General features: G+C 64.2%; 32 protein-coding genes. 17 read left to right on the forward strand and 15 right to left on the reverse strand.

The window, feature by feature from the left end; all coding sequences use genetic code 11:
• Window positions 1-13: 13 nt before the first annotated feature.
• Window positions 14-595, reverse strand: coding sequence for a DUF2150 family protein (locus AMS69_RS08030; protein WP_053967545.1), 582 nt, complete (start codon window positions 593-595; stop codon window positions 14-16).
• Between the two features lie 213 nt (window positions 596-808).
• Between AMS69_RS08030 and AMS69_RS08035 the strand changes: the two genes are divergently transcribed.
• Window positions 809-1,117: a hypothetical protein gene (locus tag AMS69_RS08035; protein WP_053967546.1), complete on the forward strand. Its 309-nt coding sequence runs from the start codon at window positions 809-811 to the stop codon at window positions 1,115-1,117.
• A gap of 1 nt (window position 1,118) precedes the next feature.
• Here the strand turns inward: AMS69_RS08035 and AMS69_RS08040 are convergent, their stop codons facing one another.
• Both AMS69_RS08040 and pdxS read right to left on the reverse strand, forming a co-directional pair.
• The gene (locus AMS69_RS08040) at window positions 1,119-2,342 is read right to left on the reverse strand and encodes a mechanosensitive ion channel family protein (RefSeq protein WP_053967547.1); all 1,224 of its coding nucleotides are present in this window, start codon (window positions 2,340-2,342) and stop codon (window positions 1,119-1,121) included.
• 89 nt (window positions 2,343-2,431) lie between these two features.
• Window positions 2,432-3,340: a pyridoxal 5'-phosphate synthase lyase subunit PdxS gene (pdxS, locus tag AMS69_RS08045; RefSeq protein WP_053967548.1), complete on the reverse strand. Its 909-nt coding sequence runs from the start codon at window positions 3,338-3,340 to the stop codon at window positions 2,432-2,434.
• 166 nt (window positions 3,341-3,506) lie between these two features.
• Between pdxS and AMS69_RS08050 the strand changes: the two genes are divergently transcribed.
• Complete coding sequence (locus tag AMS69_RS08050) at window positions 3,507-4,274, forward strand: DUF1405 domain-containing protein (protein WP_053967549.1); 768 nt, start codon at window positions 3,507-3,509, stop codon at window positions 4,272-4,274.
• A gap of 33 nt (window positions 4,275-4,307) precedes the next feature.
• On the opposite strand, the gene AMS69_RS20590 is transcribed toward AMS69_RS08050, so the two are convergent.
• On the reverse strand, window positions 4,308-4,484 hold the full coding sequence (locus AMS69_RS20590; protein ID WP_170083033.1) for a hypothetical protein: 177 nt from the start codon (window positions 4,482-4,484) through the stop codon (window positions 4,308-4,310).
• Window positions 4,485-4,758: 274 nt separating this feature from the next.
• Here AMS69_RS20590 and AMS69_RS08055 point away from each other — a divergent pair, with 274 nt between their 5' ends.
• Window positions 4,759-5,250, forward strand: a complete 492-nt coding sequence (locus AMS69_RS08055; protein ID WP_053967550.1) for a DUF3592 domain-containing protein — start codon at window positions 4,759-4,761, stop codon at window positions 5,248-5,250.
• A 58-nt stretch (window positions 5,251-5,308) separates the two neighbouring features.
• Here AMS69_RS08055 and AMS69_RS08060 read toward each other — a convergent pair whose 3' ends face one another.
• The 6 genes from AMS69_RS08060 to AMS69_RS08085 all read right to left on the reverse strand — a co-directional run bounded on the left by AMS69_RS08060 (window position 5,309) and on the right by AMS69_RS08085 (window position 11,857).
• A complete protein-coding gene (locus AMS69_RS08060) occupies window positions 5,309-7,981 on the reverse strand; it encodes a valine--tRNA ligase (protein ID WP_053967551.1) in 2,673 nt (890 codons plus the stop codon).
• 225 nt (window positions 7,982-8,206) lie between these two features.
• A complete protein-coding gene (locus AMS69_RS08065; RefSeq protein WP_053967552.1) occupies window positions 8,207-9,124 on the reverse strand; it encodes an HFX_2341 family transcriptional regulator in 918 nt (305 codons plus the stop codon).
• 71 nt (window positions 9,125-9,195) lie between these two features.
• The gene (locus AMS69_RS08070; RefSeq protein WP_053967553.1) at window positions 9,196-9,609 is read right to left on the reverse strand and encodes a YgaP family membrane protein; all 414 of its coding nucleotides are present in this window, start codon (window positions 9,607-9,609) and stop codon (window positions 9,196-9,198) included.
• 90 nt (window positions 9,610-9,699) lie between these two features.
• Window positions 9,700-11,226, reverse strand: a complete 1,527-nt coding sequence (locus AMS69_RS08075; RefSeq protein WP_053967554.1) for a sodium:solute symporter family protein — start codon at window positions 11,224-11,226, stop codon at window positions 9,700-9,702.
• A 1-nt stretch (window position 11,227) separates the two neighbouring features.
• Window positions 11,228-11,437, reverse strand: a complete 210-nt coding sequence (locus AMS69_RS08080) for a DUF3311 domain-containing protein (RefSeq protein WP_053967555.1) — start codon at window positions 11,435-11,437, stop codon at window positions 11,228-11,230.
• Between the two features lie 75 nt (window positions 11,438-11,512).
• Complete coding sequence (locus tag AMS69_RS08085; protein WP_053967556.1) at window positions 11,513-11,857, reverse strand: tRNA-binding protein; 345 nt, start codon at window positions 11,855-11,857, stop codon at window positions 11,513-11,515.
• Between the two features lie 51 nt (window positions 11,858-11,908).
• Here AMS69_RS08085 and AMS69_RS08090 point away from each other — a divergent pair, with 51 nt between their 5' ends.
• Window positions 11,909-12,619 (forward strand): sugar phosphate isomerase/epimerase family protein, encoded by a 711-nt coding sequence (locus AMS69_RS08090; protein WP_053967557.1) that lies wholly within the window; start codon window positions 11,909-11,911, stop codon window positions 12,617-12,619.
• A gap of 179 nt (window positions 12,620-12,798) precedes the next feature.
• Entirely contained in the window at window positions 12,799-14,136 is a 1,338-nt protein-coding gene (gene dnaG, locus AMS69_RS08095; RefSeq protein WP_053967558.1) for a DNA primase DnaG, read from the forward strand.
• On the opposite strand, the gene AMS69_RS08100 is transcribed toward dnaG, so the two are convergent.
• Window positions 14,133-14,549 carry a GNAT family N-acetyltransferase gene (locus AMS69_RS08100; RefSeq protein ID WP_053967559.1) on the reverse strand — a complete coding sequence of 139 codons (417 nt, stop codon included), beginning with the start codon at window positions 14,547-14,549 and terminating at the stop codon, window positions 14,133-14,135. The two genes, dnaG and AMS69_RS08100, sit on opposite strands and share 4 nt — an antisense overlap.
• The gene (locus AMS69_RS08105) at window positions 14,546-15,904 is read right to left on the reverse strand and encodes a DUF92 domain-containing protein (protein ID WP_053967560.1); all 1,359 of its coding nucleotides are present in this window, start codon (window positions 15,902-15,904) and stop codon (window positions 14,546-14,548) included. Before AMS69_RS08105 ends, AMS69_RS08100 begins: the two co-directional genes overlap by 4 nt.
• 95 nt (window positions 15,905-15,999) lie before the next feature.
• Here AMS69_RS08105 and AMS69_RS08110 point away from each other — a divergent pair, with 95 nt between their 5' ends.
• On the forward strand, window positions 16,000-16,608 hold the full coding sequence (locus AMS69_RS08110; protein WP_053967561.1) for an undecaprenyl diphosphate synthase family protein: 609 nt from the start codon (window positions 16,000-16,002) through the stop codon (window positions 16,606-16,608).
• Between the two features lie 4 nt (window positions 16,609-16,612).
• Here the strand turns inward: AMS69_RS08110 and uppS are convergent, their stop codons facing one another.
• Window positions 16,613-17,539, reverse strand: coding sequence for a polyprenyl diphosphate synthase (gene uppS / locus AMS69_RS08115; RefSeq protein WP_053967562.1), 927 nt, complete (start codon window positions 17,537-17,539; stop codon window positions 16,613-16,615).
• A gap of 115 nt (window positions 17,540-17,654) precedes the next feature.
• Between uppS and AMS69_RS08120 the strand changes: the two genes are divergently transcribed.
• From AMS69_RS08120 to AMS69_RS08130, 3 genes are all read left to right on the forward strand, one after another.
• Window positions 17,655-17,849 (forward strand): cold-shock protein, encoded by a 195-nt coding sequence (locus AMS69_RS08120; RefSeq protein WP_004517065.1) that lies wholly within the window; start codon window positions 17,655-17,657, stop codon window positions 17,847-17,849.
• Between the two features lie 2 nt (window positions 17,850-17,851).
• On the forward strand, window positions 17,852-18,046 hold the full coding sequence (locus tag AMS69_RS08125) for a cold-shock protein (RefSeq protein ID WP_053967563.1): 195 nt from the start codon (window positions 17,852-17,854) through the stop codon (window positions 18,044-18,046).
• 173 nt (window positions 18,047-18,219) lie between these two features.
• Window positions 18,220-18,630 (forward strand): DUF5778 family protein, encoded by a 411-nt coding sequence (locus tag AMS69_RS08130; protein ID WP_053967564.1) that lies wholly within the window; start codon window positions 18,220-18,222, stop codon window positions 18,628-18,630.
• 5 nt (window positions 18,631-18,635) lie between these two features.
• Here the strand turns inward: AMS69_RS08130 and AMS69_RS08135 are convergent, their stop codons facing one another.
• Complete coding sequence (locus AMS69_RS08135) at window positions 18,636-18,926, reverse strand: DUF7577 domain-containing protein (RefSeq protein ID WP_053967565.1); 291 nt, start codon at window positions 18,924-18,926, stop codon at window positions 18,636-18,638.
• Window positions 18,927-19,037: 111 nt separating this feature from the next.
• Between AMS69_RS08135 and ahbB the strand changes: the two genes are divergently transcribed.
• The 6 genes from ahbB (at window position 19,038) to AMS69_RS08165 (ending at window position 23,629) form a co-directional block, all read left to right on the forward strand.
• The gene (ahbB, locus tag AMS69_RS08140) at window positions 19,038-20,093 is read left to right on the forward strand and encodes a siroheme decarboxylase subunit beta (RefSeq protein ID WP_053967566.1); all 1,056 of its coding nucleotides are present in this window, start codon (window positions 19,038-19,040) and stop codon (window positions 20,091-20,093) included.
• A 40-nt stretch (window positions 20,094-20,133) separates the two neighbouring features.
• Window positions 20,134-20,781: a precorrin-2 dehydrogenase/sirohydrochlorin ferrochelatase family protein gene (locus AMS69_RS08145; RefSeq protein WP_053967567.1), complete on the forward strand. Its 648-nt coding sequence runs from the start codon at window positions 20,134-20,136 to the stop codon at window positions 20,779-20,781.
• Window positions 20,778-22,124 (forward strand): glutamyl-tRNA reductase, encoded by a 1,347-nt coding sequence (gene hemA / locus AMS69_RS08150; RefSeq protein ID WP_053967568.1) that lies wholly within the window; start codon window positions 20,778-20,780, stop codon window positions 22,122-22,124. Before AMS69_RS08145 ends, hemA begins: the two co-directional genes overlap by 4 nt.
• Window positions 22,125-22,165: 41 nt before the next feature.
• A complete protein-coding gene (locus AMS69_RS08155) occupies window positions 22,166-22,444 on the forward strand; it encodes a 4a-hydroxytetrahydrobiopterin dehydratase (RefSeq protein ID WP_053967569.1) in 279 nt (92 codons plus the stop codon).
• A gap of 10 nt (window positions 22,445-22,454) precedes the next feature.
• A complete protein-coding gene (gene lwrS / locus AMS69_RS08160) occupies window positions 22,455-22,874 on the forward strand; it encodes an LWR-salt protein (RefSeq protein ID WP_053967861.1) in 420 nt (139 codons plus the stop codon).
• Between the two features lie 107 nt (window positions 22,875-22,981).
• A complete protein-coding gene (locus tag AMS69_RS08165; RefSeq protein WP_053967570.1) occupies window positions 22,982-23,629 on the forward strand; it encodes an HAD family hydrolase in 648 nt (215 codons plus the stop codon).
• Here AMS69_RS08165 and AMS69_RS08170 read toward each other — a convergent pair.
• Window positions 23,617-24,543, reverse strand: a complete 927-nt coding sequence (locus AMS69_RS08170; RefSeq protein ID WP_053967571.1) for a molybdopterin-binding protein — start codon at window positions 24,541-24,543, stop codon at window positions 23,617-23,619. The two genes, AMS69_RS08165 and AMS69_RS08170, sit on opposite strands and share 13 nt — an antisense overlap.
• A gap of 200 nt (window positions 24,544-24,743) precedes the next feature.
• Between AMS69_RS08170 and AMS69_RS08175 the strand changes: the two genes are divergently transcribed.
• Together AMS69_RS08175 and AMS69_RS08180 are read left to right on the forward strand one after the other, a co-directional pair.
• Window positions 24,744-25,520, forward strand: a complete 777-nt coding sequence (locus tag AMS69_RS08175; RefSeq protein WP_053967572.1) for a GIDE domain-containing protein — start codon at window positions 24,744-24,746, stop codon at window positions 25,518-25,520.
• Between the two features lie 47 nt (window positions 25,521-25,567).
• Window positions 25,568-25,924, forward strand: a complete 357-nt coding sequence (locus AMS69_RS08180) for an Hsp20/alpha crystallin family protein (protein ID WP_004957670.1) — start codon at window positions 25,568-25,570, stop codon at window positions 25,922-25,924.
• The last annotated feature ends 16 nt before the right edge of the window (window positions 25,925-25,940 follow it).

The raw sequence follows: 25,940 nt of genomic DNA on the forward strand, positions 1-25,940 counted from the left end.
GACTGCCGAATTATCAACTCTCGTCTTCTTCGACGACTTCCGGGTCGCTCATCGCGGTCTGGAGGCTGTCGAGTCCGTTGACCCACTCGGAGACGAGCCCGTATTCGAGGTCCTCAGCGACCTCCATCGGGAGCTCCGACCCGCCGATGATCTGCGTGCCGGCCTGCACACAGTACCCGAGCGCCGCATCGAGATCCTCTTCGGCTTCTGCGTCCGCGGCGGCCTCGATGTAGTCCGTAGTGGTCGCGTCGTCCGCGGCCCCCTCAGCAACGAACTCCTCGGCCGCGTAGAACACGCACAGCAGCGAGGTCTGGACGCCGTCGATCAGCATCACGGTCTCCTCGTCGTCGATGTCGATGTCGTCGAGAACAATCTCCCGGACGCCGGTAAGCTCGTCGAGCGTCGCTTCCTCGTCAAGCGGTCCGTCCTCGTAGTCGGTGATAATCTTCGCGACCGCGATCGCGGCGTCGTCTTGGAGGTTCAACAGGAGACGCGCCGAATCCTCGTCTTCAGGGTCGACGTCTTCTTCCTCGATACGGTCTAGCCAGTTCTGCCAGCGTTCTTCGGTGTAATACTCCCCCGGCGGAGTGCTCATATCACTCCGTTCGTGCCGTTGGGGATAGTAGTTTCGACCGGCGGTCGCTCTGGCGCGGAGCCACTGTCGTTCAGAGTAATCGGAGAAGTACGCCCTCAGCGCCCGAAACGACCGTTTCGTCGGTTTCGCGGACCGTCTGCGTACTCCAAACACGTATCACAGTCTCCGTCGAGGAACGCACTTTTATGTCAGACGAACATGTTATAAGATAGCATGGCACAGCGACAGCCGGTCGCTATCTTTGGCGGCCCGCTCGAGCCGGCTGCAGTCGCCGCGCTGGCCAAACGCGTCGGTCTGGCGCTGGTCGCCGTGGCGCTGCCGGTTGCAGTCGGTGCATTCGCAGGCACGGCCCTCACCGCCGGGTCGCTCTCGGCCGCGACCGATGCCACGGCCGGCGCGATGAGCGGCCCGCTGACAGCAGCGCAGGGACTGTCTTGGCTGTTCTACATCAGTGCGCTCGGGACCGCGCTGGGATGCTGGGTTCTCGGGCTGGGACTCCTTCTCGACGGCCTCGACCTGTAGGTTACCCGTCGCCGTCCGGACGCATCTCCACGCTGCCTTCCAGTGACTCCTCGTCCGCCGCGTCCACGCGGTTCGAGAGGGTCCGCTGCGGGAACGGGATCGAGATGTCTTCCTCGTCGAACGTGGCTTTCACGCCGCGGACGACCGCCGAGATGGCGCGCCACTTCCGCGGTGGCGTCGGGTGATCGATCCAGAACCGGAGTTCCATCACCACGGCGGAATCGCCGAAGTCCTTCGGAACCACATCCGGCGTGGGGGAGTCGACGACGTGCTCGATGTCGGCCATCGCCTCGCGGGCGAGTTCCATCGCCCGGTCCACGTCGGTGTCGTAGTCCACACCGATGTCGACTGTGAGCCGCAACAGCCCCTTCCGGCTGCGGTTCGTCACTGCGCGGTCGCTCACGCGGTCGTTCGGAATGATGACGAACTCGCCGTCGAAGTTCTCCAGCCGTGTGTTGAAGATCGTGATGTCGGTCACGATCCCTTCCTGATCGCCGACGAGCACCCAGTCGCCGATAGTGAACGGACGGGAGAACATCAGGACGAAGCCGGCGATAAGCGAGCCAAGTGTCTGTCTGGCGGCCAGACCGACAACGATACCGAGAAACCCGGCCCCGACGAGCAGGCCACTGAGATCGATACCCCAGACGGCGAACACCGTCGCACCGATGGTAACGAACACGGTGACCTGCCCCAGCCGGAGGAGGATCTCCTCCTGATGTTCGGTGAAGCCGGTGACGGCCTGGCTGAACCGCCCGATCCACCGCTGCATCTGGTCGGACAGGACGAACGCCAGCATGACGAGAACGACCGTCTGTATCGTCGCCAGTACTGACCGATCGCTCCCGTTGAGGTACGGCCCGACTGTCTGGACGATATCGACAACGCCCCAGACGATGAGAAACGAGACGACGACGAGAACGACCATCGAAAACTGGGCGATGCGGAGAAACACGCCCCGGATGGTCGTCGGCGTGTAGTCGGCCATGATCTGCAGCCAGTCCCCGGTTCGGGCCGATGCGACAGATCGAAGCCGGGAGAGGGCTGCTGGAACGACGACGACACCGAGAAGGAGCACGGTCAGGAGAATGAGCGTCGCGACGAGTCGCCCCTGCGTTGCGACCAACTGGTCCAGCGACCGCTGTAACACGGTAAAGAGGTCCAGAAGGCTTTCTCCGGTGTCGTTGGCCGTCGGCGTAGGCGTGGCCGTCCCCTGCACAGCCACGTATCGCCGCCGTAGGAACTTGTGTCTTCGTCTTTGAGACGGTCTGTAAGTATCTGAAAGCGGTCAAAAACGACTCGTTGTGGCTCCAGTCAGACGCCGCGACCCTGCAGCTGCTCTTCCTCGTCTAGGTCCGCGTTCGCCTGGCCTTTCATCCCCTTACCGGGGTTCTTCGCGATTTCCTTGAGCTGTTCGGGGTCGTCGTAGTTGTTGACCGCCGCGACGACGGATTCGCCCATCGCCTGGGGGTTCTCCGCGCCGAAGATGCCCGAGCCGACGAAGATGCCGTCACAGCCGTGTTGCATCATGAGCGCGGCGTCGGCGGGCGTCGCGATGCCGCCGGCCGCGAAGTTGACGACCGGGAGCCGGCCGCGGTCCGCCGTCTCGTGGACGAGTCGCCGGGGCGCGCCGTGTTCGCGGGCCCACTCGTCGCGCTCCTCGTAGGCCATCCCTTCGAGCATGCCGATGGAGCGCTGGATGTTGCGCTGGTGCGTGACGGCCTGGTTCACGTCGCCGGTGCCCGCCTCGCCCTTCGTTCGAATCATCGCCGCGCCCTCGTCGATTCGGCGCAGCGCCTCGGCGAGGTTCCGCGCCCCACAGACGAACGGTGCAGTGAACTCGCGCTTGTCGATGTGGTAGCGGTCGTCGGCCTGAGTCAGCACTTCCGACTCGTCGACCATGTCCGCGCCCGCGGCCTCCAGAATCTGGGCCTCGGCGGTGTGGCCGATGCGGGCCTTGCCCATCACCGGAATCGACACTTCCTCGATGATTTCTTCGAGTTTGCCGGGGTCAGCCATCCGGGCGACACCGCCCCGTTTGCGGATGTCGGCCGGCACCGACTCCAGGTGCATCACGGCGACCGCGCCGGCGTCCTCGGCGATTCGGGCTTGCTCGCGGTTGACGACGTCCATGATGACGCCGCCTTTCTGCATCTTCGCGAAGCCGCGCTTGACGAGGTCAGTCCCGCGACGGAGGTCCTCGAGGTCGGTCTCTTCAGTCATTATCCGAACTTAGTACTGGATTTACTTAACGCGTGTCCTTTCGAGGGACAGAACGCCGTTTGACCCACCCACGGGGGGACCGCTATCGGGCGAGCGGCAGCGATTTCCGCCAGAGGATAGGGCTGAGACCACTACCGTTTTCATCGCGTCTCCCCACTGCATCGACATGGCTCCGGACGAGGGTGTCGGCGGGCGAATCGACGCGGCTGTCGCACGGCTGTTCAGCCGGCGGCTCCCCGATGCTGAAGGGCTTCCGCGGTACGTCGCGCCGCTGCCCACGTGGCTGGAGAACGTCGGCCTCAGACTGGCCTGGCCAATCGCACTCGTCAATCTTGTCGGGACGCTGTTTGGCTTCTGGTACTACGCCGGTCGGCCGCTGAACACAGCGCCCCCGCTCGTGGAGGGCCAGCTCGGTGCGGCTCCGCTGGCTGCCTACCCCCTGATTCCGGACTCGCCCGCCGCGACGATGTTCATCGGGCTCTCGCTGGTGGCCTGGCGGCTCGACTGGGACGTCCCGTGGCTCCACATGCTCGGCTTCTTCGGCTGTATCAAGCTCGGCCTGTGGACGCCGTACGTCCAGTTGGTCCTCAACGGGCCGGGCGGGATTCCGCTATGGCTCTACTGGTTCCTGATTCTGAGCCACCTGGCGATGGCGCTGGAAGCGTTTCTCATCCACCGCTACGCGAGCTTCTCCGTCATATCCGTCGCCGTTGCAGTGTTCTGGTACGGCTTCAACGATATCGTGGACTACTTTGTCCCGATTCTGGACGGGCCACACCACACCTGGCTGCGTGCAGAGCCGCTGGTCACCGGCGGGTTCGACCACACGGTGCTGGCCCACGACCTCGCGGCGGGCTGGGCGGTCGTGTTAACGCTCATGGCGACGTTTCTCGCACTGGCAACCCGCGTAGAGAAAGTGAAGCGCCAGGCGTGACTGGCGCTATCCTGTACCACCTCTATCGCCGTCTCAGGTCGTGAATCCGTCTTCGGTCTCGCGCTCGTCGAGGACCCACTCCAGTTCCTCGATAGCGCGCAGGATGGCGACCTCGGCCTCGTCTTCGAGTTCGGTCGACGGCGGGTCGTGCTTGTCGTACTCGTCCTGCAGCGCCTCGATGCGGTCACGAATAGCTTCTTCCGTTCGCATACTGAAATCGACCACGCGGCGTGCCTTGATGGTACTGGTGGCGGTCAACGAGGGACCGAGGCGGGGCGCGTGAGACCGCGCGTTCCGGTCGTCGGGTCACTCCGACGAGCGCCCGCTTCGGGGTCGCCGTGTCCGCAGGCAGCGAGACGGGAGACCAGAAGATTATTGCGGCGACGTTTCGGACGCCAGCTTGTGCCCTCCACCCATCGAACTGTACGGTTCCAGTCGCACCGCGATCCAAGCAGTCTCCGCGGACCAATCTGGACTGACTCGAATGTCTGAAGGCACCGGCTTCTCGATCAACGGTCCGGAGACGCTTCGCGGGGCGGTACTCCTGGTGCTCGTCGGCCTGCTGATGACCGGATACGGGGCCTACGACTACGCCCAGCAATCCAGTGCCCTCACGAACGCCGTCGAAGTCGACGCCGAACTCGTCGAGAAGGGCGTCGAAACCAGTTCCGGCGGCCGACGGTCCGGTGTCAGCCACCGGCCGACGGTCCGATACACGTACGAGTACGACGGGACCGCCTACACGAGTACGAACGTCTTCCCGGCGAACATCGCCCCGACGTATGATACGGAGGACGCGGCCCGGTCGGTCCTGGACGGGTACGAGACCGGAGCCACCGTGACGGTGTACGTGCCACCCGGCGACCCCGACGACGCCTATCTGAAGCATCAAGAATCGAACGCGCCACTGCTCGCCGTCGGTATCGGCCTGTTCTTCGTCATCTTCAGCGGCGTCTCCGCAGTGAGGAACCTGTGAGCGAGAAACCGCCGCTCTCGTGACTGCCGGCCGGGTCGGCTTCGAACGCCGACCGATCTTACCGAACGACGACGACGGCGCTTTCGGTTTCTGTCATCTCGCCCTCGCCGGAGTAGGTCCGGGACTCCTCGACGGTGAACATCTCGTCGGTGAGCGTGACACCGGCAGCGTGCAGTTCGTCGCCGTCGATATCGTAGTCGCCGTCTTCGATAGCAGCGTCAATCGCGCCGACTTCGCTGCCGAACTCGGGGCCGACGAGCGAGTAGTCGAGGTCGATGCCGCTGACTTCCGTCGTGATGTCCGGGGCCTCGTCGTAGGTGTCCAGCTGTGCGACGTGCATCGCCTCGGCGACGGCGTTCTCGAACCCGGCGATGTGACCGAACACCTCGACGTGGTCGAGGTCGGCGTTCAGCGGCAGGCCGTTCTCGGTTTTGTACCGCCGGAGCGCGGAAACGACCTCCATCGCTGTCTCGCCTGCTTCGAGGTCGGCGTCGTAGCCGCCTGCGGTTGGCCAGTCGGTCGTGTGGATGGAGCTATCCTCGTTGTAGACGCGCCCCCACAGTTCCTCGGTGATGTGGGGCAGGAACGGCGCGAACAGCTGCAAGAAGGTCCGGTGGGCTTGCAGGAGCGTGAACTCGGTCGAGGCGTCTCCTCCATCTGAAAGCCGCTGTTTGGCGATTTCGAGGTAGTCGTCACAGAACGTGTTCCAGAAGAACGAGCGGAGTTCGTTCCGGGCCTTCGAGAACTCGTACTCCTCGAACTTTGTCGTGACCGACTCGACGGTCGCATCCAGTTCGGCCAGCAGCCACTCGTCGACCGCGGCCAGATCCGCTGGCTCGTCGGGCTGACGTGCGGGCGTGAGCTGGTCGACCAGCCGCGAGGCGTTCCAGAGCTTCTGGAGCAGGCGTTCGCCGGCTTCGAGGTCACCCTCCTTGTACGGGAAGTCGTCGCCGATGGAGGTCCCGGCGGCCCAGTAGCGGGTGGCGTCGACCGGGAACTTCTCTAGGACCTCGCTGGGCGGAATGACGTTGCCCTTGGACTTGGACATCGCCTCGCGGTTCTCGTCTAGCACCATTCCGTTTATCATCACGTTCTCGAAGGGCACCTCACCGGTGTGCTCGTAGCACTTGACGACGGTGTGGAACAGCCAGAAGGAGATGATGTCGTGGCCCTGCGGGCGCAGGTCGAAGGGGTACAGCTCGGGGTTCTCCCAGGTGAACTCCTCCGCGTCGTCGTCCCAGTCCCAGCCGGCGTTGACCAGCGGCGTCAGCGACGACGTGGCCCACGTGTCGAAGACGTCCTCCTCGGGGGTCAGCGAGCCGTGGCCACACTCCGGACAGCTATCGACCGGCGGGTCGTCGGACAGCGGGTCGACCGGGAGCTGGTCGCGCTCGGCCATCACCGGCTCGCCGCAGTCGTCGCAGTACCACACCGGAATCGGGATGCCCGAATCGCGCTGGCGGGAGATACACCAGTCCCATTCGAGCCCCTCTATCCAGTGCTCGTAGCGGGTGGCCATCTTCTCGGGGAACCACTCCATCTGCCGGCCCGCCTCGATGTACTCCTCTTTCTTGTCCAGCAGCTCGATGTACCACTGCTCGGTGACGAGGTACTCGACTTCCTCCTCACAGCGCTCGTGGACCTGCACCGTATGGTCGTGGTCGCGGCTCTCCAGCAGCGACCCCTCCTCGCGCAGGTCCTCGATGATGGCCTCGCGGGCCTCGGTGGTGTGCATCCCCGCGTAGTCGCCGGCGAGGTCGGTCATCGTCGCGGACTCGTCGATGGCGAGCCGCAGCGGCAGGTCGTGGGCCTGGTACCACTCGATGTCGTTCTGGTCGCCGAACGTACAGCACATCACGATGCCGCTGCCGGTCTCCATGTCGACGCGCTCGTCGGCGATAACGGGAACTTCCTGCTCGAAAAGGGGCACTCGCGCACTGCCGCCGACGAGGTGCTGGTTCTCGTCGTCGTCGGGGTGGACGAAAACGGCGACACACGCCGGCAGTAGCTCGGGCCGCGTCGTCGAGATGGTGAACGTCGCGTCCTCGTCGGCCGGTCCCTCGCCCGTTTCGACGAGGTCGAAGGCGATGTCGTTGAACAGCGTCGACTTGTCCTTGTCCTCCTGCTCGACCTGCGAAATCGCGGTTTCGCAGTCCGGACACCAGATGGTCGGCGCGCGCTGGCGGTACTCCCGGCCCTGCTCGTAGAGGTCGAGGAACGATAGCTGGGAGACCCGCTGGACGTCCGGCGCGATGGTCTTGTAGGTGTTGTCCCAGTCGATGGAGATCGCAAGCGACTGCACGTCCTCGGTGAACTCGTCCTCGAACTGTGTACACACGTCGCGACACTTTTCCTGGAACTCTCGGCGCGGGTAATCCTGGTGGCGGATACCGAGTTCGCGCTCGGTGAGCCGTTCGGAGGCGATGCCGTTGTCGTCGTAGCCGAAGGGGAAATACACCGTGTCGTCAGCCATTCGGTGGTAGCGGGCGACGAAGTCCTGCAGGGTGAACTGATAGAGGTGGCCCATGTGGAGGTTCCCCGACACCGTCGGCGGCGGCGTGTCGATAGTGAAGCGCGTGTCGGCGTCCTCGTCGTAGGCGTAGGTCTTGTCCGCGACCCACTGGTCCTGCCACTCCGGCTCTACCTCGCGGGGGTCGTACTCCCCCTCAAGGGCATTTTCTGATTCGTCTGCGGTCGATTCGTCCTGCGGTGGGTCCTGTGTATCACTCATATTCAGACTGTGGGTGTAACACCCGGGTCGCATCGGATTGTGGCGTAGTTGTCAGCGGTGCGTGCGTCGATTTGGGGAGGTGGTGTGGGGCGTGGAGACCCCTACACCGACGGGCGCGAGAACCAGATCGGAAGCGAGTCGACGCACCATGTATGTAGTATTCCACCAACGGCAGGATTAATGACTTCGGTTTTCGCTGGCGTTCCAGCAGATTTACAGCGCTGACTACGGCAGGTCTGGCTCGCGGTGCTCGCGGTCCTCGGCGGAGTGAGCGCGGACCCACAGCTGTCCGATGCGGGAGAGCGTCGTCCGGTAGGATTTCCCGTGTTCCTCCTGCTCGATGTACCCCTTCCCGCCGGGGCCGAGCCGGTCGACGTTGTAGATGACTTTCGAGCGGAAGGAGTCGGTGTATTCCTCACCCAAGTCCCGGGCCAACTGCTGGGCCAGTTCGGAGACTGACTCGAACTCGCCGTGTTCGCCAAGGGTGAAGAGAATGACCTCTTCGAAGGGCTTGACGTTCGAGAAGGAGGCGACCGGTAGTTCGACGATGTGTGACCCGTCGATCTCCTTCGCGCCGATGGTCGTCCCGCGTTCGTCGAACTCCGCCAGCAGGTCCCGTGCGGTTTCGAGCCGGTCGTCGACGCGTTCGTCGACATCCTCGCCCGTGCGCATGTCCTCCAGCATATCGATCTGCTTGCGCAGTTCCTCGGCGAGTTCCGTCTCCAGATACTTCTCGGGGACCGTGTAGTAGGTGTGGATGCGGTCCCGGTCGCCCTCGCGCTCGACCATGATCGAGTGGGCCGCGGTCGCAAAGGCAAAGGAGACAGTCCGGGGCATCGCGGAGACGTTGACCCACACCTCGCTGCCCGCGTCGAGTTCGGCGTTGATGAGTTCGAAGGCCTGCTCGAAGGCCTCGTCGTAATCGTACACGTCGGCGACGACGAACCGCTCGGTTTCGGCCCCGAGCAGGTTCTGATAGTCCTTTTCGAGCTTCTCGGCAAGGTTACGCGAGTACTCGACGTTGGCCTCGCTGCCGACCGCCCCCTCAAGCAGGATGACGCGGTCAACGTCGAGTTGCTCGCGCACCAGCGGCGCGATGAGCCGGTCGTAGTCGAAGCCGACCGGGACGATGTGGGTCTGCATACGTGCATGACTGGGGCGGTGATTATAAAAAGAACCAGACTCAGGCTGCCGAGCGCGTCTAAGGGCGACCGTTATTCGCAGGTCTCGTGGACGATAGCTCCTTCGTCGTTCGGCCCACGGCGCTCCCCGGGAACGATGGGGTCCTCGCAGACGGCGCAGGTCAGCTGGCCGCTGGCGTGACCGTTCGAGGCTTCGGTGTCGTCAGCGGAGGTAAAGTCCACGCTCACGTCCGTCGACTCGTCGTCCGTATCCGGCGCGAACACGTCGTCGTTTTTACTGGCCGTTGTGTCGATGTCGAGGGTGTCGTTGAATCCACAGTAACCCGTCGAGGCGTTGAATCCCAGACCGAGCGCGCCGACCCCGGCGAGCAGGCCGCGCTTGCGCTTCCCGCTGCGAAGCCAGCGCAGAGAGACGATTGTCAGGACAACTGCCAGCACCGCTCGAATCAGGCGGTCGCGACCGCCGACGTTCTTATCGGAGTCCATATCTGTATATTGGTCTGGATGCTTTTGTAGGTTTACATGTCCAACGGTGGTCGCCGTCCGGCGGTTCCCGTGCTGAACGGACCGCCCTGTTCAGTCGCTTTCGACGCCGGAGACGGCGTAGACAGTGTGGTTCTCGGTCGCAGCGGGGGCGGTCACCAGCGAGACGGCGACCGTCAGCATGAGGCCGACCAGGATGCCGACGATGCCCGGCGTCCAGCCCAGGTATGCCGCCGGTAGGCCGATGTTGAGACCGACAAGTCCGCCAAGTGTCGAGAGTACCGGGAAGACGTGCAGGCCATAGAACACCTGGCTGCCGATCACGCCGGCGTACATTCCCGAGCGCGTCGTCCCTTGCCAGTACAGCGCAAGTGCGACAGGAAGGGTAAGCTGTGCGAAGCCGCTGAAGGCCGTCTCGCCGATTTGGACCAGCGTTCCCGGCGAATAGAGACTCGCAATGAACGAGAGGGTGGCAAAGACGATCACGCCGACGCGAGCGACGAGCGCCTCGCGGCGGTCAGTCGATTCGTCGCTAGCGTCGCTGCGACCGGTCAGCGGGCGGTAGAGGTCCCGAGTCAGATACGACGAACCCGACAGCAGCATCGAGTCGCTGGAGGACATCATCGCGGCCATCGCGCCGGCGATGACCAGCGCGGTGAACCACGTCGGCGTGTACTCGCCCAACAGCGCGGGGATGACGTTGCCGCCCTCCGGCACCGTGATACCGAGGCCAGCCGCCCACGCGCCCAGCATGAACGCCGGGACGAACAGGAGAAGTACGAGTACCGGCCACAGCGCAAACGTGCGCTTGAGCACTTTCTTCGACCCGGCGGCGAAAAAGCGCTGATTTATCTGCGGGAACATCGTCACGCCAAAGGCGATACTGACCGCGGTCGAGATGATGTACTGTGGCGTATAGAGGCCGCCGCCGAGGCCGACGAAGGCGGGCTCCTCTGCCGCCAGCAGGGCCGTCGCCTCGCCCGCGCCCCCGACAGCCGACAGCACCCAGGCGACGGCGACCCAGATCAGTGAGAGCATGAACAGCCCCTGAAGAGTGTCGGTCCAGGCGACGCCGCGCATCCCCGAGAGCGCGACGTAGAGAATCATAAACAGCGTGATGCCGCCGGCCCCGACCCAGAACGGGACCGCGCCGTTCGTGAGGCCGACGATGGCCTGACCGGCCCCTTTCTGCTGAAGCATCACGTACGGGAACAGCCAGACAAGGCTCACGCCGGCGACGACGACCCGCAGCGCCGTCGAGCCGAAGCGGTCGCCCAGCATCTCCCCGAGCGTGACGTAGCCGTGGCGCTTGCCGACCAGCCACTGCTTGTACCCCAGCACGTACCAGAGGACGGCGAAGATGATGCCGTCCATCAGCCCCATGACGAGTATCCACTCGGGGCCGGCGCTGAACGCCAGGTTCGGGCCGCCGAAGAAGGTAAACGCCGACAGCAGCGTCGCGAAGGTGGTAAACAGCAGGACGACCGTTCCGAGCGTCCGACTCGCGAGATAGTAGTCCTCGGCGGTCCGGTCGGTCAGACGGTAGGCGACAGCGCCGACTGCGAGGGCGATGACCATGTACGCACCGACGATACCCATCTGGAGCGCGGTATCAGCCATCTCACCGCACCTCCTCGACCCCGAGACCCCAGTCCGTGCGCGCGAAGACGGCGAAGACGATGCTCGCGAGCGCCATCCACCCAACGTGCCACCACAGCCACACGGGTAGCCCAGCCGTGACTGTGCTGCTGTCCCAGAGGAACCACGGCACTGCCAGCGCCATCAATACGAGCGCGACGACTGTCCACCCAGCGGCCCTGACCGTACTCATATTACGACAGTCTAGCCGCTGGCCGTACTAATGGGTAACGAACCTTCACCGACAGTTGTTGAAGAACTATATTCTTCAATACACGCGGGTGCCGGGGTCGACTTCCCGTTCTGGTGTCAGGTGAACGACGCCGTCCTCGCTGTCGACGCCGGTCACAAGACACTCACTCTCGAACCCGGCGATAGAGACTGTCCCGAGGTTGACGACGGCGACGACCTGTGAACCGAGCAGATCCTCGGGGTCGTACACGTCGGTCAGCCCCGCGGCGGACTGGCGGGTCTCGTTGCCGAAATCCACGTCGAGCTTGTACACATCTTTGCGTGCCTCGGGGAACGGCTCGACATCGACGATTTCACCGATACGCATCTCCACGTCTTCGAGGAACCGTGCGGGGTCGATCTCGGTTTCAGTGAATCCCATGCCCCCCGATAGCCCGTCCAGTTATTTTATGACAGCGTTCACAGCAACGGTATGCAGACAGCGATCCAGCTCTGGACGCTCCGTGAACTCCGGGAACCACTATCGGACGTGCTCGACCGCATCAGCGTCGCGGGCTACGACGGCGTGGAGTTCGCCGGTATCGGGGACCCGGGTGCCTCCCGGCGCGCGCTCGACGAAACGGGACTCGACATCGCCGGCGTCCACGTCCAGCTGGACGACCTGCAGTCCGACCCGCGCACTGTTGGCAATCAGGCTCGGACGCTCGATGCGCCGTACATCGTGCTCCCGTATCTCGACGACGACCACTTCGCAAGCGAAAGCGCGGTCGAGTCGACGGCGACGCTGCTCGGGATGCTTGCGGCGGACTTTGACCGGCCCCTGTTGTACCACAACCACGACCACGAGTTCGTCCCGCTTGGCGATGGCACCACCTTCGACGCGCTCGTCGACCAGACGACGATTGATTTCGAGTTTGACGCCGGATGGGCGCACGCGGCGGGGCAGGACCCTGTCGCACTGCTTCGGCGGCTCGACGGGTGCGTCCCTGTCGTCCACCTCAAGGACATGACTGCGGATGGGGAACCGACTGCCCTCGGAGACGGCGTGGTGCCGCTCCAGGCGGTGGTCGATGCGGCCCGCGAGGCCGGGACTGAATGGCTCGTTTTCGAACACGACAATCCAACGGACCCAGTCGACGCCATCCGGGCCGGTATCGACGGTATGCGACCGCTGCTAGAGTGAGTGGCTGCCCTGTCGGGGAGAGAGTGTTTCACAGCGGCAGTGTTGGCTCACCACGCAACTGTGGGACAATTTGATACTCAAGTCGGGTGCGCAAGGTTATTCCGCTGTACATCCCAACATCAATATAGTGACAGCAGTCCGTCGGAACACCGGTTGACGGGCTGGAAAACAGGACAATCATGCAAGATACGGCGAAATATCTGATACATGCCGACATCACGGCGGCGGGAGTCGTCGAACGGAGCGACGTCGTCGGCGCGGTGTTCGGCCAGACGGAGGGACTACTCGGCGACGAACTGGACCTGCGGGACCTGCAGGACTCGAAGAAGGTCGGCCGCATCGACGTGGAGATACGCTCCGAAGGTGGACAGTCATTCGGCGAGATCACCGTCGCGAGCGGCCTCGATAGGGTCGAGACAGCGATTCTCGCCGCGGCACTGGAGACCATCGAACAGGTGGGGCCGTGTCGGGCCGAGATCGAGGTCTCCGAGATCGAGGACGTGCGTAGCGCCAAGCGGCGCGAGGTCGTCGAGCGCGCGACGGAGCTGCTGAACGACTTCGAGGAGAAGTCGATCCAGACCGCGGACATCGTCGAGACGGTCAGACAGCAGGTCCGGGTCGCCGACGTGACCGACTACGAGGGACTCCCAGCAGGACCGCGGGTGGCCGACTCCGACGCGATTGTTGTCGTCGAGGGGCGCTCGGACGTGATGCAACTGCTCAAATACGGTATCAAAAACGCCGTGGCGGTCGAGGGAACTGACGTCCCCGACGCTATTGCGGACCTGACGGCCGGTCGAACGGTGACCTCGTTCCTCGACGGCGACCGCGGCGGGGACCTCATCCTGAAGGAACTCGCGCAGGTCGGCGACGTGGACTACGTCGCGGTCACGCCCAGCGGCAAGTCCGTCGAGGACCTCTCCCGGAGCGAGGTGATGTCGGCGCTCCGGGACAAGGTGCCCTACGAGACGGTCGCAAGCGCACAGAGCCTCGACAGTATCCGCGAGGAGATGTCACATGCTGGCGAGTCGACGACCGCCGACGGTGGTGCCGTGGCGGCCACGCCATCGGAGGACACCACTGACAGCCAGCCTGCGCCCAGCGCACAGACCGGGTCGGCACAGGCCGAGACGGCCGATGGAGCGACGAACGTCGTGGACAGCTCAAATGCAACTGCTGTAACGGATGCCACGACCGACGAGGAGACGATCGAAAGCGGCGACGGACCGACCATCCCCTCGCTTTCGGACCACATCGAAGCCGTCATTCAGAACCACAGCGGGACGGCCAGACTGGTCGATGAGGACGCGACGCTGCTTTCGGAGGGCGAGGCCGACAATGTCGTCTCGTTGCTTGAATCCGCTGAAAACGTTCCCAAGACCGTCGTTATCGATGCGGACTGTACGCAGAAGCTCCTCGACGTCGCCGCACAGCGCGGCGTCGATGTTGTCATCGCTGCCGGCCACGGCGAGTACGTCAAACAGCCGACGGCCGTGCAGGTCCGTATCGAGGGTTAGAGGTCCCGAACGAGCAACACGCCGTCGCCGTCGTCGTAGTGGTCGGGCAGTTCGTCGGCGAAGGAGAACCCGAACCCGTCGTAGAAGGAACGCGCCCGCTCGTCGTCCGCGCGCGCGGTGAGTCTGATTGACTCGAACTCACGCGTCCGGAGGTGGTCGAGCAGGCCGTCCATCAGCGCCGTCCCGAGGCCCTGTCCCTGTTTTCCGGGCGCGATAGCGAACTCCGCCAGATACGCGACTGGCGGGTCCGGCACGACCAGTGCGTAGCCGAGCGGCTCGCCGATGTCGAGTACCAGCACGAGCGGCGGACCGTCGATTCCGACACCGAGTAGTTCCGGCCACGGCTCGTCAAGCGTGTTTGTCTGGATCGCTCGGAGCCGGGCTTCGTCCTCGGGGCGGGCCTCACGGATCATAAGAGGCCGACGACCAACACGACGCCGACCCCGGCTAATGCGGCCGCCAAGGTCGCGAGCATGTTGACGCCCTGATTGCCGACGACCGAGCCCTCGACGGTCGCACCCAGCAGGCTGTCGACGGTCATGCCGACCAGCCCACAGAGGAGGATGACACCGCTGCCGACCGTGCTGATGTCCTGCGTGAGCGCGGCGATGCCGGCGATGATGCCCGCGCCGACAGCCCCAGCAGCTACGCCCTGCCAGGTCACGCCGCCGTCAGTGCCCGGCTCGACAGGCCTGAGCGTCGTGATGAGCCGCGGATTGTCGTAGAGTCCGCCGAACTCACTGGAGAACGTATCGGTCATCGCCGCGGCGACGGCCCCGGCGAAGGCATAGAAGAACAGGAGCGGGTCGACGGCGATGTGGCTCGGACTCGCCGCCGCCGCGACGACGGCGAACAGCGCGACGATGGAGTTCGCCAGCACGTTCCCGCTCCCGCGTGCGCCGTCGTTCTCCTCTGCGATGCCGCGGTCCAGTTTCTCGTCGTAGCGGTACTTCGTCGAGAGGCCACCGAGCCCGAAGAAGGTTATCAGCATGGCGAACCAGCCGAAGCCGCCGAGCACGATGGTCAAAAGCGAGAGGAGAACGCCGGTGAGCATCCCCGGGAGGGATGCGGTGTCGAGCGCGTAGGAGAGGTATCCGAGCAGGACTGTCACGGCGAGCGCGATGACGACGCGCCGTGCCGTCACTGACGGGTCGAGTTCAAAGAACAGCCACAGCAGCAGTCCCACGGTGAGCATCACCAGCGGGTCGTCCCGTTCGAACAGGACCGAGCGAAGCAGGGCGGCGACGAACGCGCCGCTGGCGGCGAGAAACAGCACGAGCGGCAGGTCGACGGCGGCTGCTCCCTCGCCGACGGCCGCCTGAATCCGCGTTCCAAGCACCTGCCCTGCGACGCCGGCGACGAAGCCGACGAGGACGAAGCCCGCGGTTGCGACCACCTCGTCTGCGCGGACGGTGTATGCGAGTCGCTGGCCGAGGTTGCCGTAGGCGACGATAACGACGACGCCGACGAACACCGGCACCGGTAAACTGAACCGGACGGCAAGTAACGCGAGCCCGGCGGCGGCCAGCGAAAAGGCCGCCAGCCCGTACAGTTTCCCGTCCTCGTAGTCGCCGGGGCGCGCGAACAGGTCGAACAACCGCGAGTCCTGTCCGATGACCGTTACGCCGAGCGCGGCGACGATGACGAAGGGCGCGATAGCGGCGACAGTCGCGAGTTCGAGCGAGCGAAAGCCCGTTGCGGCCGGGACGGCGACCGCGAGGGTCCCCACCGCGGCGAACGCACCTGCCCGACGGACTGTGCCAGTCACGTCCCACCGGTATCCCCGAGAGGCACTTACCCTTTCCGAACTGTGGAGGCGACCGTACCGTGGGATTTACTGTGGCTGTCAGCATACCGGCGGGCGTGGGACTATACGACCGGTATCTCGCAACGCGCGTCCGGCGCAGCGATGCCGACCTGCCCGAGACGGTCGCGCTGGTGATTACAGAGCGGGACCTGCTGTGCGACGGTGCGTATCGGACCCTCGAACGCTTCTTCGACTGGGCTGTTCAGTACGGCACTGACACCGTCGTCGTCTACGTGAGCGTTCTCGACGAAGAGGCGATCCCGACGCTACAGCGTGAACTCGAAAGCGTCACCGCACCACGGGAGATAGCGGTCAGAGTACCGGACGACGAGACGACAGCCGACGCACCGATTCAGATTTCGATCGGCCTCGGCGGGCAGTCGGAGTTTGCGACAGCCGTCCAGAAACTCGCAGATGACGTCGATGCTGGCTCACTCGACCCGGACGACATTGACGAGGCCGCGGTCGAGGAGCACCTCGTTTTCCCGACCGACCCAGATCTGGTCATCAAGACCGGGGCCGAGCGGCTCTCCGATTTCATGATATGGCAGTCCGTGTATTCGGAGCTGTATTTCACCGACGTGAACTGGCAGAACTTCCGGCTGCGGGATTATTTGCGGGCGTTGCGGGATTATCAGGAGCGTCAGCGGCGGTTCGGCCGCTAGAGGATCAGTCTGCGAGGTCGTACTCTTCGTCGAGTCGCTCGCGTTCGGTACTCGGGAGCGCGTCGCGGAACCGTCCGAGCATCCGCTTTGCGGTCGGCAGTTCCGACTGCTCGATAGCGCGAACCAGTGCCAGCGACCGCTCGGCACGGGTCGTCCGCCAGGACTGTTCACGGTTCTGGTACGTCCGAATCGCCCGCAGGAAGTCGACCTTCCGGAACTCTGGCCAGTAGGGGGTACAGAAGAACGTGGCGGCCTCGTTGCCGTTGGCGTGCCACGGCAGGAAGTTCGAGGTGCGTTCGTCGCCGCCGGTCCGGACGATGAGGTCGACATCGCGGGTCGGTCCCTCGTAGAGCCGTTCTTCGATGGTTTCCGCGGAGACATCCGTCGGGTCAAGAGTCCCGTCCTCGACGGCAGTGGCGATGTCGCGAGCCGCGCCGAGCAGTTCGGCCCGGCCGCCGTAGGCCAGCGCGATGTTGAGGTTGAGCTGGTCGTACCGGGCGGTTCGCCCTTCAGCGTAGTCGACAGCGTCTCGGACCCGCTCGGGAAGCATCTCCGTCTCGCCGATGGCGCGGATACACACGCCGGCCTCGTGGACCCGTTCGGCGTCGGCAAACGTTCGGAGCTTCTGTTCGACGAGGTCGAAGATGTGTTCGCGCTCCTCGGGGTCGCGGTCGAAGTTCTCAGTCGAGAACGTGTACAGCGTCACCTCGCGGACGCCGAGTTCGTCGCACCAGTTCAGCAGTGCCTCCGTCGTTTGAGCCCCCTCTTTGTGACCCTCCTGCTTTTCAGCCCCCTGTTTCTCCGCGTAGCGCCGGTTTCCGTCCATTATGACTGCGACGTGGTCGGGCGTCCCTGACAGTTCCCACTGGAGCAATCGCTCGTAGGCCGCATATCCCAGTCGCTTCCCCCTCGATAGCATCGTTGTAATCATTTCAACCACTCAATAAGGGCTTTGTGGAAGGGGCCGGGTACAGTTATTTCCCGCCTAATGTAACGAAATATATGCGCATAGTTTTAATATACCCCGGGTTAACGTTAAAATTGCAATGGCGACCGGTACGGTAGACTTCTTCAACGACACAGGCGGTTACGGTTTCATCGATACCGAAGACTCCGACGAGGACGTCTTCTTCCACATGGAGGACATCGACGGTCCTGACCTCGAGGAGGGGCAAGAAGTGGAATTCGAGATCGAGCAGGCCGACAAAGGCCCGCGCGCGAAAAACCTCACGCGGCTGTAACCATGGCGACAGGCACTGTAGACTTCTTCAACGACACGGGCGGCTACGGTTTCATCGAAACCGACGATGCCGACGAAGACGTGTTCTTCCACATGGAAGATGTCGGCGGCCCGGACCTCGAAGAAGGGCAAGAAGTCGAATTCGATATCGAACAGGCAGACAAAGGCCCGCGGGCGAAGAACCTCAAGCGACTGTAAGCGAGGACGGCTCGCTTTGCAACGGGTTCGCTACTGACTGAGCGGTGCGACTCGGCAGCGTGTGGGTTCCCACCGCTGTCGCCGCCTCGTCCCTCAAACCGAATATCTTCGGGTAGACGCATCAGCGCTCTGAATCCGAAGTGTCTTAGGGATAGCAACACCGACCGCATGGTATGAGCGAAGCCGACGCACTCGACGACGACCTCTATCGGCGGACCAAACAACTACTCGAGCCGGGCGAGATTCAGCTCAACGGTGCTGTCGTCCACACGGAGTACGACGGCAGCGACGAGATAGAGATGATGCAGGCCACCATCGAGGTCGGTGAGTACATCGCCGAGGGCGCTGGACTAGACCCGACGGACACGTTTGTCTACTCCGGCAGCGACGACCCAGAGTTCGCGTCGAACCAGCATCAGGGCCTCACGCTGGACGACGAAGAGTTTGTCTGGGAGTGCCAGCAGCTCCTCCGCAACGGCTCCTTCGATTTAGTCTTCTACTACGAAGCGAGCGCCGACCACGACGGGATTCTCGAAGCTATCGAGGACGCCGGCTACGCGGTCACCGGCGTTGAAGGCGAGTAGCCACGTCAGTCGCTGCTTACCAGCCGTTCCTGACAGTTGTGACAGTAGGTGTAGTCAGGGCCGTTCGCTGCGCCACAGATACGGCAGTTTGTTGCTTCGACGGCGGCCTGTTCGAAGTAGGCGTTGAGCTGGCCGGTGTCGCGACCGTTGCGTTGGCCGCTGAACTGCTCGACGAGCGTGTCGTGTGCGGCGTAGTCCATGAGCCGGAACATGAGAACGAACCACAGCGGCACCCCTATCAAGACGAACAGGTAGACCAGCAGCCGGACCGTCAGTTCGGCTGTCGAGATTACCACATCCGTGGTAGGGACGCTAGGGGGTAAAACGCTCCGGCGACCCGGGTGTGCGGGCTGCACTCGCCCGCCTGTCCCGGGCTGTTTTTATTCGCAGAACCCACAGTTTTCGGTATGAGCGAAGACCTCGGGACGGTAGATCGGGCGGTGTTGAACGCCTTCCAGGGCGGCTTCCCGGTCGTCGAACAGCCGTTCGAACCGGCCGCGGCGGCGCTTGCCGACCACGGTATCGACATCGACGCGGACGAGCTGTTAGCTCGCGTACAGGACCTCGATGACGCGGGCGTACTCACGCGGTTCGGGGCACTCATCAACGCCGAAGCGATTGGCGGCACTGCCACACTCGTCGCAACTCACGCCCCCGAGGACAGCTACGACGACCACGCCGAACTGATAAACGCCCACCCCGAGGTCGCGCACAACTACGAGCGCGAGCACCCCCACCTGAACATGTGGTTCGTGGTCTCGGTGGCCGAGGAAGGGCGGGTCGAGGAGGTGCTGGCCGAAATCGAGGCTGAAACCGGCGAGGAGACGTACAACCTCCCGAAACAGCAGGAGTTCCACGTCGGCGCGAAATTCCCCGTCGAGGGGCCACAGACCCAGGCCGTCGACTGCTCGGACCTTGGGCCGGACGTGACGCCGACCGAGGAGCGGTCGCTCACCGCCGACGAACTGGACCTCGTGCTTGAAATTCAGGACGGCCTGCCGGTGACGGCGACGCCCTACGCCGACGTGGCCGACGCAATCGACGCCGACGTCGACTGGGTGCTGGAGACGATTAAGCGGTTCAACATAGAGGGGAAGGTCCGCCGCGTCGGCGTCATCCCGAACCACTACGCGCTCGGCTACAGCGAGAACGGGATGACCGTCTGGGACGTGCCCGACGAGGTCATCGACGAAGTCGGCCCGGCCATCGCCGAGTTCGACTTCGTGACCCACTGCTACGAACGGCCGCGCCACGACGGCGTCTGGCCGTACAACTTCTTCGCGATGACCCACGGCCGAAGCGAAGCGGAGAGCCAGGAGCGAATCCAGCAGGTCCGCGACCGGATGGCCGAGCACTGGGACGTGTCCGAGGACGACTGGGACACGCTGTTCTCGACGCGCATCCTGAAAAAGACAGGTATCAGGCTGGACGAACGAGCGCGGCAGAACACAGAGACAGCGTGACCGTGCGCATCCGGACTCGGGGGACAGGGGGCGGCGGCCGATGATTCCGCTCATGCACGATTTCGAAGGCGAGACGGTACTCGTCGTCGGCGGCGGTCCAGTCGGTGCCCGCAAGGCCCGGACGTTCGCCACGGAGGCGAGCGTCGTCGTCCTCAGCCCCGAGTTCGCCGACCGGGCGTTCGGGGGCGCAGAGCGGGTCCGGGCCGCACCGACCCCCGAGGAGGCACGGGACTGGGTCGAGCGGATCGACCCGGCGCTGGTCGTCGCCGCGACGGACGATCCGGACCTGAACGACGCCTTCAGCACTGCCGCCAAGGATCACGGCGCGCTCGTCAACCGCGCCGACGACCACGGCGACCAGTCCTTCGGCAATGTCGTCGTGCCGGCCACAGTGCGGGACGACCCCGTGACGCTCGCGATTGCGACCGGCGGGCGCGCGCCGGCGCTGTCGAAACACCTTCGCGAGCAGTTCGAAGACGAGTTCGGAAACGCTGGTCTGATGGCTGCGGTCGTCGGCGACCTCCGTGAGGACCTGCGCGAGCGGGGGGTCCCGCCGGCCGAACGGCGTGACGCCGTTAGGTTCGTTGTCAGATCACGGGAAGTTTGGAAGGCTTTAGATAGTGGCAGGTCCAAGGGTGAGCAAGTAGCTAGAGACGTGATCGGAGAGTTACCTGGTGATCAAACGTGAGAGGGGACACTGGTGCAATCGTTGGGGTCTGTATCTCCCATGAGCGCGCAAGCGTCGACCAATTAGAGACCGCTGCGGCGGACAGCGAGCGCCATGCCGTCGAATCCCTGCTCGCGAATCCGGCGGTCGAAGAAGCGATTGCGCTGCAGACGTGTAACCGTACCGAGGGGTACGTCGTCGTCTCTGATCACGAGGACGGGCTCGACGCGCTCGAACTGTTTACCCGCGCCGTGCCCGACGATGTCGTTGTCGAGATGGGCCACGAGGAGAGTCTCCGTCACTTGCTCCGGGTGGCCGCCGGGCTCGAATCGATCGTACTGGGCGAGGACCAGATCCTCGGCCAGCTCCGGACCGCCTACGAGACCGCCCGCGGCGTCGGCGGCATCGGGCCGATGCTGGAAGACGGCGTCACAAAAGCGATTCACGTCGGCGAGCGCGCCCGTACAGAGACGAAAATCAACGAGGGCGTCGTCTCGATTGCCTCCGCTGCGGTTCGTCTTCTCAAACAGGAGAGTTCGCTGGCAAACGAGACAGCGCTCGTCGTCGGGGCTGGTGAGATGGGACAACTCGCTGCAGAGGCGCTCAGCGAGGAGGTAGACCGACTGCTCGTAGCCAACCGGACCGTGCCACACGCCGAACACGTCGCCGAATCGGTCGACATCGACGCCAGCGCGGTTGCCTTGGACGGCATCGAGGCGGCCGTCTCCGAAGCCAGTGCGGTCATTTCGGCGACGGGAAGCGGCGATCAGGTGTTCGATATCGGAACGTTCAGCGATGTCGGCGAGGTATCGATTGTCGACATCGCACAGCCGCGCGACGTTCCGGCCGGCGCGGACCGCCTCCCGTCGGTGACCGTGTACGACCTCGACGCGCTTGAGTCGGTGACCGCCGAAACGCGGAACAAGCGACAGCGAGCCGCCGAAGCGGTCGAGCGTATCGTCGACGAGGAGTTCGACCGATTGCTCACGCAGTACAAGCGCAAGCGCGCAGACAGGGTCATCTCGACGATGTACGAGAGCGCCGAACAGGTCAAAGCCGCAGAGATTAACAGCGCACTTTCGGCGGCTGACTTCGACGAGGACCAGGCGGAAGTCATCGAAGCGATGGCCGACGCTATCGTCTCGCAGATCCTCGCCGCACCGACCAAGAGCCTGCGCGACGCCGCGGAGGAGGACGACTGGTCGACGATTCACACGGCGCTGGAGCTATTCGACCCAGACTTTGGCGGCCCCGACCAGGCCACCCAACCCGATTTCACCCAGGGTATGTCAGTTGAAGACATTCCCGACGGTATGCGCGACGACATCCCGAACGCGGTGCTCGACCGCCTTTCGGATGACTGACCACGCCCACCTTTTTGCCCACGCCGCCCGACGTGGTCGATATGGCAGACCTGCTCTCTGACGAGGAGATTAGTGACCGGCTACCCGACGGGTGGAGCCGCGACGGCGACGAAATCGTGCGCGCCTTCGAGTTCGACGGGTACCTTGACGCGTCGGGCTTTCTGAGCGCTGCGGCTGGCATCGCCGAGGACGCGTGGCATCACCCGGAGATGACCATCCGTTGGGGCGAAGTCGAAGTCCGACTCACGACCCACGACGCCGGCGGCATCACCGAGAACGACATCGACCTCGCCGAGCGGCTGAACGGCATCCACGACTGACGGCGTGACCGTGGACACGACTGACGGACTCGCATCGCTCCAGCCGACTGCGCCCGACGGCGCGACCGCACGGTACGTTTTCCGGGTGGAGATACGGCTGGAGCCGGCCGCAGATGGGTTGTGGACCGACCCTGACCGGTTCGAGACGACACTGTACCGGGCGTCCGACGAGCCGGGGACCGACGGCTGGCTGTTCTTCCGTGATGCGCTCTGGCGGGGTGAACTCGCTGACGAACCGCACTTCCGTCGGCTCGTCGAAGACGAACTCGGCTGTCAGGTCGTTTCGGCGTCGTTCAGTGAGCTCAGGACTGACGAGGCGTATTTCGACGCGCTGAAAACCAAAATAGCGGACGACCTGTCCCTGTTCAATGCCGATTCGGTCAGCGACGTACTCAACAAGTACCTCGGTAGCTCGATCCGGGTGGCGTGAAACGAGACGCTGCTGCGTAGTCAGTGGCTACAGAGTGGTTATACGCAGTAAAACCGATCGTAGGGCCCGAAAGACTTTATTAGAGACTCTCCAAGTGATGTATCCTCATGACCACCGACTACGACTTCTGGCTGTTCGATCTCGACGGGACGCTCGTCGACATCGAGCCAGCCTACCCCCGGAAGGTGATGGGTGCCGTCGGCGACCGCCTCGGCGTCGAGTTCACCGACCGGGAACGGGATACACTCTGGTACGGATTCGGTGGGACACGGTCGCGGACGCTCGCGGAGCGCGGCGTCGACCAGCAGGAGTTCTGGCGGCTGTTCCACGAGGAGGAAGACCCCGTTGCTCGGGCCGAGGCGACGTACCTCTACGACGACGCCGAGGCGTTCCTCGCCACCCTCGATTCACCGGTCGGACTGGTCACACACTGCCAGCAGTACCTCACCGAACCGGTACTTGACCATCTCGACATCGCCGACTGGTTCGAAACGGTCGTCTGCTGTGACGACGATATCGGCTGGAAGCCCGACCCGAAACCGGTCGAGCTGGCGATGCGGGATTTGGGTGTCCGGTACAACGGCTACAGCGGCGTGCTGGCTGGGGACAATCCGTCAGATATCGGTGCAGCGTGGAACGCGGGCCTTGATGGCGTCCACGTTGGTCGGCGGTCCCCGGCGGAGACGGGGCGGTGCGTGCGCGGCGACAGACGCGTCGCCACGTTGCTCGATCTGGTGTCGTCTCAGGGCAGGTAGTCCCAGTCCTCGACGGTGACGGTCGTTCCAGCATCGATACCAGCCTCGTCAGCGGGCACGGACACCCAGCCGTCAGCCCTGGTCGCCGTCACGAGGTCAACGCCGGGCAGCGGCGTTGCCGTCCCGTCGCTCACAGCGACCGGCGTAAACGTCTCGATACCGTTCTGACTGTCGACGTTCGCTGCTAGCGTCGCTCGTGTCTCGGGATGAGCAGATAGCGGGGCGTGGGCAAACGTCTTCAAAAGTGGACGCACGAGTTGAACAGCGCCGACGCGGGCCGCGCTTGCCGACTCCGGCAGCAGTACCACCGGTCGGTTCTCGACGACGGCTAGTCCGGCCCGACGGCCGGGGTCAATCGCGAGGCGGTCTGCAAGCACCTCGCCGAGTTCGGCGACGATTTCTCGGAGCGTATCACCCGGCTCCGTTCCGGTAACGACGATCATATCACGGGTGAGGTCGCGCTGGACGGCCATCCGGAGCGCCGGCGCGTCGTCGGCGACTGGGTCCCGGTAGGTCACCTTCCCGCCCCAGCGGTCGACGTACTGAGCAAGGGTGAATCCCGCTGTCTCGACCTTGCTGGCCGCGCTGGCATCCGCTCGGAGTTCATCACCGGTCGGGACGATTCCGACCTGTGGTCGCTGGCGGACGAGCAGTTCGGAGACGCCGGTTGCCCGCAGCAGCCCCACGTCACCGGGCCGTACCTGATGGCCCTGTTCGAAGACAGTATCGTCGACCGAGATATCTGCCTCCTCGACAGACTCGTTCGCCGTCGTCTCTGTCGCCAGAATGCGTCCGACGGCGACGGAGAGCGGAATTCTGTCCGTCCGGTCGATAGGTCCGGCGACACTGCCGATTCGGCGGCGGGCGGTCTCCAGCGAGAGCGACGCAGCATCCGACGGCGAGGGGCCAGCCATACCCGTACTAGCGGCCGCTGTATCAAAAGTGCCCTGCGTAGTGGCACTGTCTCGATGCGGTGCCGGCTTCAGCCACCGCGGCGACGCTGCTTTGTGTTGCCTGCCGCGGGCAGCGACGTTGCTCTCAGCAATCTACTGCGCCCTGGGCGTCGGTCGGCATAACTGGGAACATTTTTTTCAGCCGGGTCCGGCATCGACGTATGGTCCTCCCGCAACTGGTCGCCACCGTGTTCCTGATCATCGGTAGCTTCGTCCTCTTCCGCGGTGGCCAGGAACTCCGAACGGTGTTTCACATCCTCCGGAACGACCCGGTCCCAGTGCGCTCACTCGATGGCCACACCGGCCCCGTCGAAATCACCGGTACGGCTGTCGCCCACGAGGAGGGCGAGACCGTTACGGCCCCCTTCACCGGCAGCGAGTGTCTGGCCTACACCTACGAGGTCGAGGAGTACCGGTCGTCGGGGAAACACTCACACTGGGAGACGCTGGACGAGGGGCAGGACGGCGTCGACTTCGTCGTCGACGACGGGACCGACCGCGTTCGCGTGAACCCCGACGGAGCGGACGTGCGGTTCGAGTCACAGTCGGTGACGGTCTCCCCCGGAACCGAACTCCCCGAGCGCCTGGCCGACTACGTCGAGCGAACGGAGGGCGTCGAGGCACAGGACGGGTCCGTGAACCTGCTCGTGACGGAGATCAGCCTGGGGAACAAACAGCGCTTTACCGAGCGCCGACTGGACGTTGGGGAAGATGTGTACGTCTACGGTCAGGCGATGCGTGGCCCCGCAACAGAATGGGGGAGCAATCTGGTCGACGCTATCGTCGGGGACGGCGACGGGACGCCGGTGTTCGTCATTTCCGACACCAGCGAGCGTGGTACTGCCCGACGGATTGTCCGGGGTGCTATCGCCGAAGTCACGTTCGGACTTGTCGCGGTCCTCATCGGCGCCGCTGTCCTCCTCTCTGTCCTCCTGTAGTAGCGAAGACCGTCGGGTTTACCACAGCCTACCACCTAGACGAGCGTATGTCTGCCCTGCGTGAAGCGCTTCGGGACCTTCCCGATGCCGTGTTCGCGGACGTGCTCGAATCCGAGGACGAATACCTGCTCGTGCTCGACCTGCCGGGTGTGACCGCGGAGACAATCGACGTGACCGTTGAAGGGGGCCGCCTTCGCATCGACGGGCAACGGACCAAAGACGTGCCCGGAGAGTTCACCTTCGTCCGCGAGGACCGCTCTGTCTTCCTTGATGCCGAACTCCCGCTCCCGCCGGACACGACCGGGCAGGGCGGGGAGGGCACCGTCGAAAACGGCGTCCTCGAACTCCGCCTGCCGAAGGCAACAGCCGCACCGAGTACGACGATCCCGATTGACGGGGACTGACTCAGAGGTGGCAAGC

Origin of the sequence: Haloarcula rubripromontorii (assembly GCF_001280425.1) — an archaeon.
GTDB lineage: Archaea > Halobacteriota > Halobacteria > Halobacteriales > Haloarculaceae > Haloarcula > Haloarcula rubripromontorii.

Coding starts and splice junctions, on each gene's coding strand:
- dnaG (WP_053967558.1), top strand. CDS start 12,799: ATGCAAGATACGGCGAAATATCTGATACATGCCGACATCACGGCGGCG.
- AMS69_RS08075 (WP_053967554.1), bottom strand. CDS start 11,226: ATGGCTGATACCGCGCTCCAGATGGGTATCGTCGGTGCGTACATGGTC.
- AMS69_RS08030 (WP_053967545.1), bottom strand. CDS start 595: ATGAGCACTCCGCCGGGGGAGTATTACACCGAAGAACGCTGGCAGAAC.
- AMS69_RS20590 (WP_170083033.1), bottom strand. CDS start 4,484: ATGCGAACGGAAGAAGCTATTCGTGACCGCATCGAGGCGCTGCAGGAC.
- AMS69_RS08080 (WP_053967555.1), bottom strand. CDS start 11,437: ATGAGTACGGTCAGGGCCGCTGGGTGGACAGTCGTCGCGCTCGTATTG.
- ahbB (WP_053967566.1), top strand. CDS start 19,038: ATGAGCGAAGACCTCGGGACGGTAGATCGGGCGGTGTTGAACGCCTTC.
- uppS (WP_053967562.1), bottom strand. CDS start 17,539: ATGATTACAACGATGCTATCGAGGGGGAAGCGACTGGGATATGCGGCC.
- AMS69_RS08155 (WP_053967569.1), top strand. CDS start 22,166: ATGGCAGACCTGCTCTCTGACGAGGAGATTAGTGACCGGCTACCCGAC.
- AMS69_RS08055 (WP_053967550.1), top strand. CDS start 4,759: ATGTCTGAAGGCACCGGCTTCTCGATCAACGGTCCGGAGACGCTTCGC.
- AMS69_RS08165 (WP_053967570.1), top strand. CDS start 22,982: ATGACCACCGACTACGACTTCTGGCTGTTCGATCTCGACGGGACGCTC.
- AMS69_RS08070 (WP_053967553.1), bottom strand. CDS start 9,609: ATGGACTCCGATAAGAACGTCGGCGGTCGCGACCGCCTGATTCGAGCG.
- AMS69_RS08180 (WP_004957670.1), top strand. CDS start 25,568: ATGTCTGCCCTGCGTGAAGCGCTTCGGGACCTTCCCGATGCCGTGTTC.
- AMS69_RS08085 (WP_053967556.1), bottom strand. CDS start 11,857: ATGGGATTCACTGAAACCGAGATCGACCCCGCACGGTTCCTCGAAGAC.
- AMS69_RS08120 (WP_004517065.1), top strand. CDS start 17,655: ATGGCGACCGGTACGGTAGACTTCTTCAACGACACAGGCGGTTACGGT.
- pdxS (WP_053967548.1), bottom strand. CDS start 3,340: ATGACTGAAGAGACCGACCTCGAGGACCTCCGTCGCGGGACTGACCTC.
- AMS69_RS08125 (WP_053967563.1), top strand. CDS start 17,852: ATGGCGACAGGCACTGTAGACTTCTTCAACGACACGGGCGGCTACGGT.
- AMS69_RS08065 (WP_053967552.1), bottom strand. CDS start 9,124: ATGCAGACCCACATCGTCCCGGTCGGCTTCGACTACGACCGGCTCATC.
- AMS69_RS08035 (WP_053967546.1), top strand. CDS start 809: ATGGCACAGCGACAGCCGGTCGCTATCTTTGGCGGCCCGCTCGAGCCG.
- AMS69_RS08090 (WP_053967557.1), top strand. CDS start 11,909: ATGCAGACAGCGATCCAGCTCTGGACGCTCCGTGAACTCCGGGAACCA.
- AMS69_RS08060 (WP_053967551.1), bottom strand. CDS start 7,981: ATGAGTGATACACAGGACCCACCGCAGGACGAATCGACCGCAGACGAA.
- AMS69_RS08130 (WP_053967564.1), top strand. CDS start 18,220: ATGAGCGAAGCCGACGCACTCGACGACGACCTCTATCGGCGGACCAAA.
- AMS69_RS08100 (WP_053967559.1), bottom strand. CDS start 14,549: ATGATCCGTGAGGCCCGCCCCGAGGACGAAGCCCGGCTCCGAGCGATC.
- AMS69_RS08175 (WP_053967572.1), top strand. CDS start 24,744: ATGGTCCTCCCGCAACTGGTCGCCACCGTGTTCCTGATCATCGGTAGC.
- AMS69_RS08050 (WP_053967549.1), top strand. CDS start 3,507: ATGGCTCCGGACGAGGGTGTCGGCGGGCGAATCGACGCGGCTGTCGCA.
- AMS69_RS08170 (WP_053967571.1), bottom strand. CDS start 24,543: ATGGCTGGCCCCTCGCCGTCGGATGCTGCGTCGCTCTCGCTGGAGACC.
- AMS69_RS08145 (WP_053967567.1), top strand. CDS start 20,134: ATGATTCCGCTCATGCACGATTTCGAAGGCGAGACGGTACTCGTCGTC.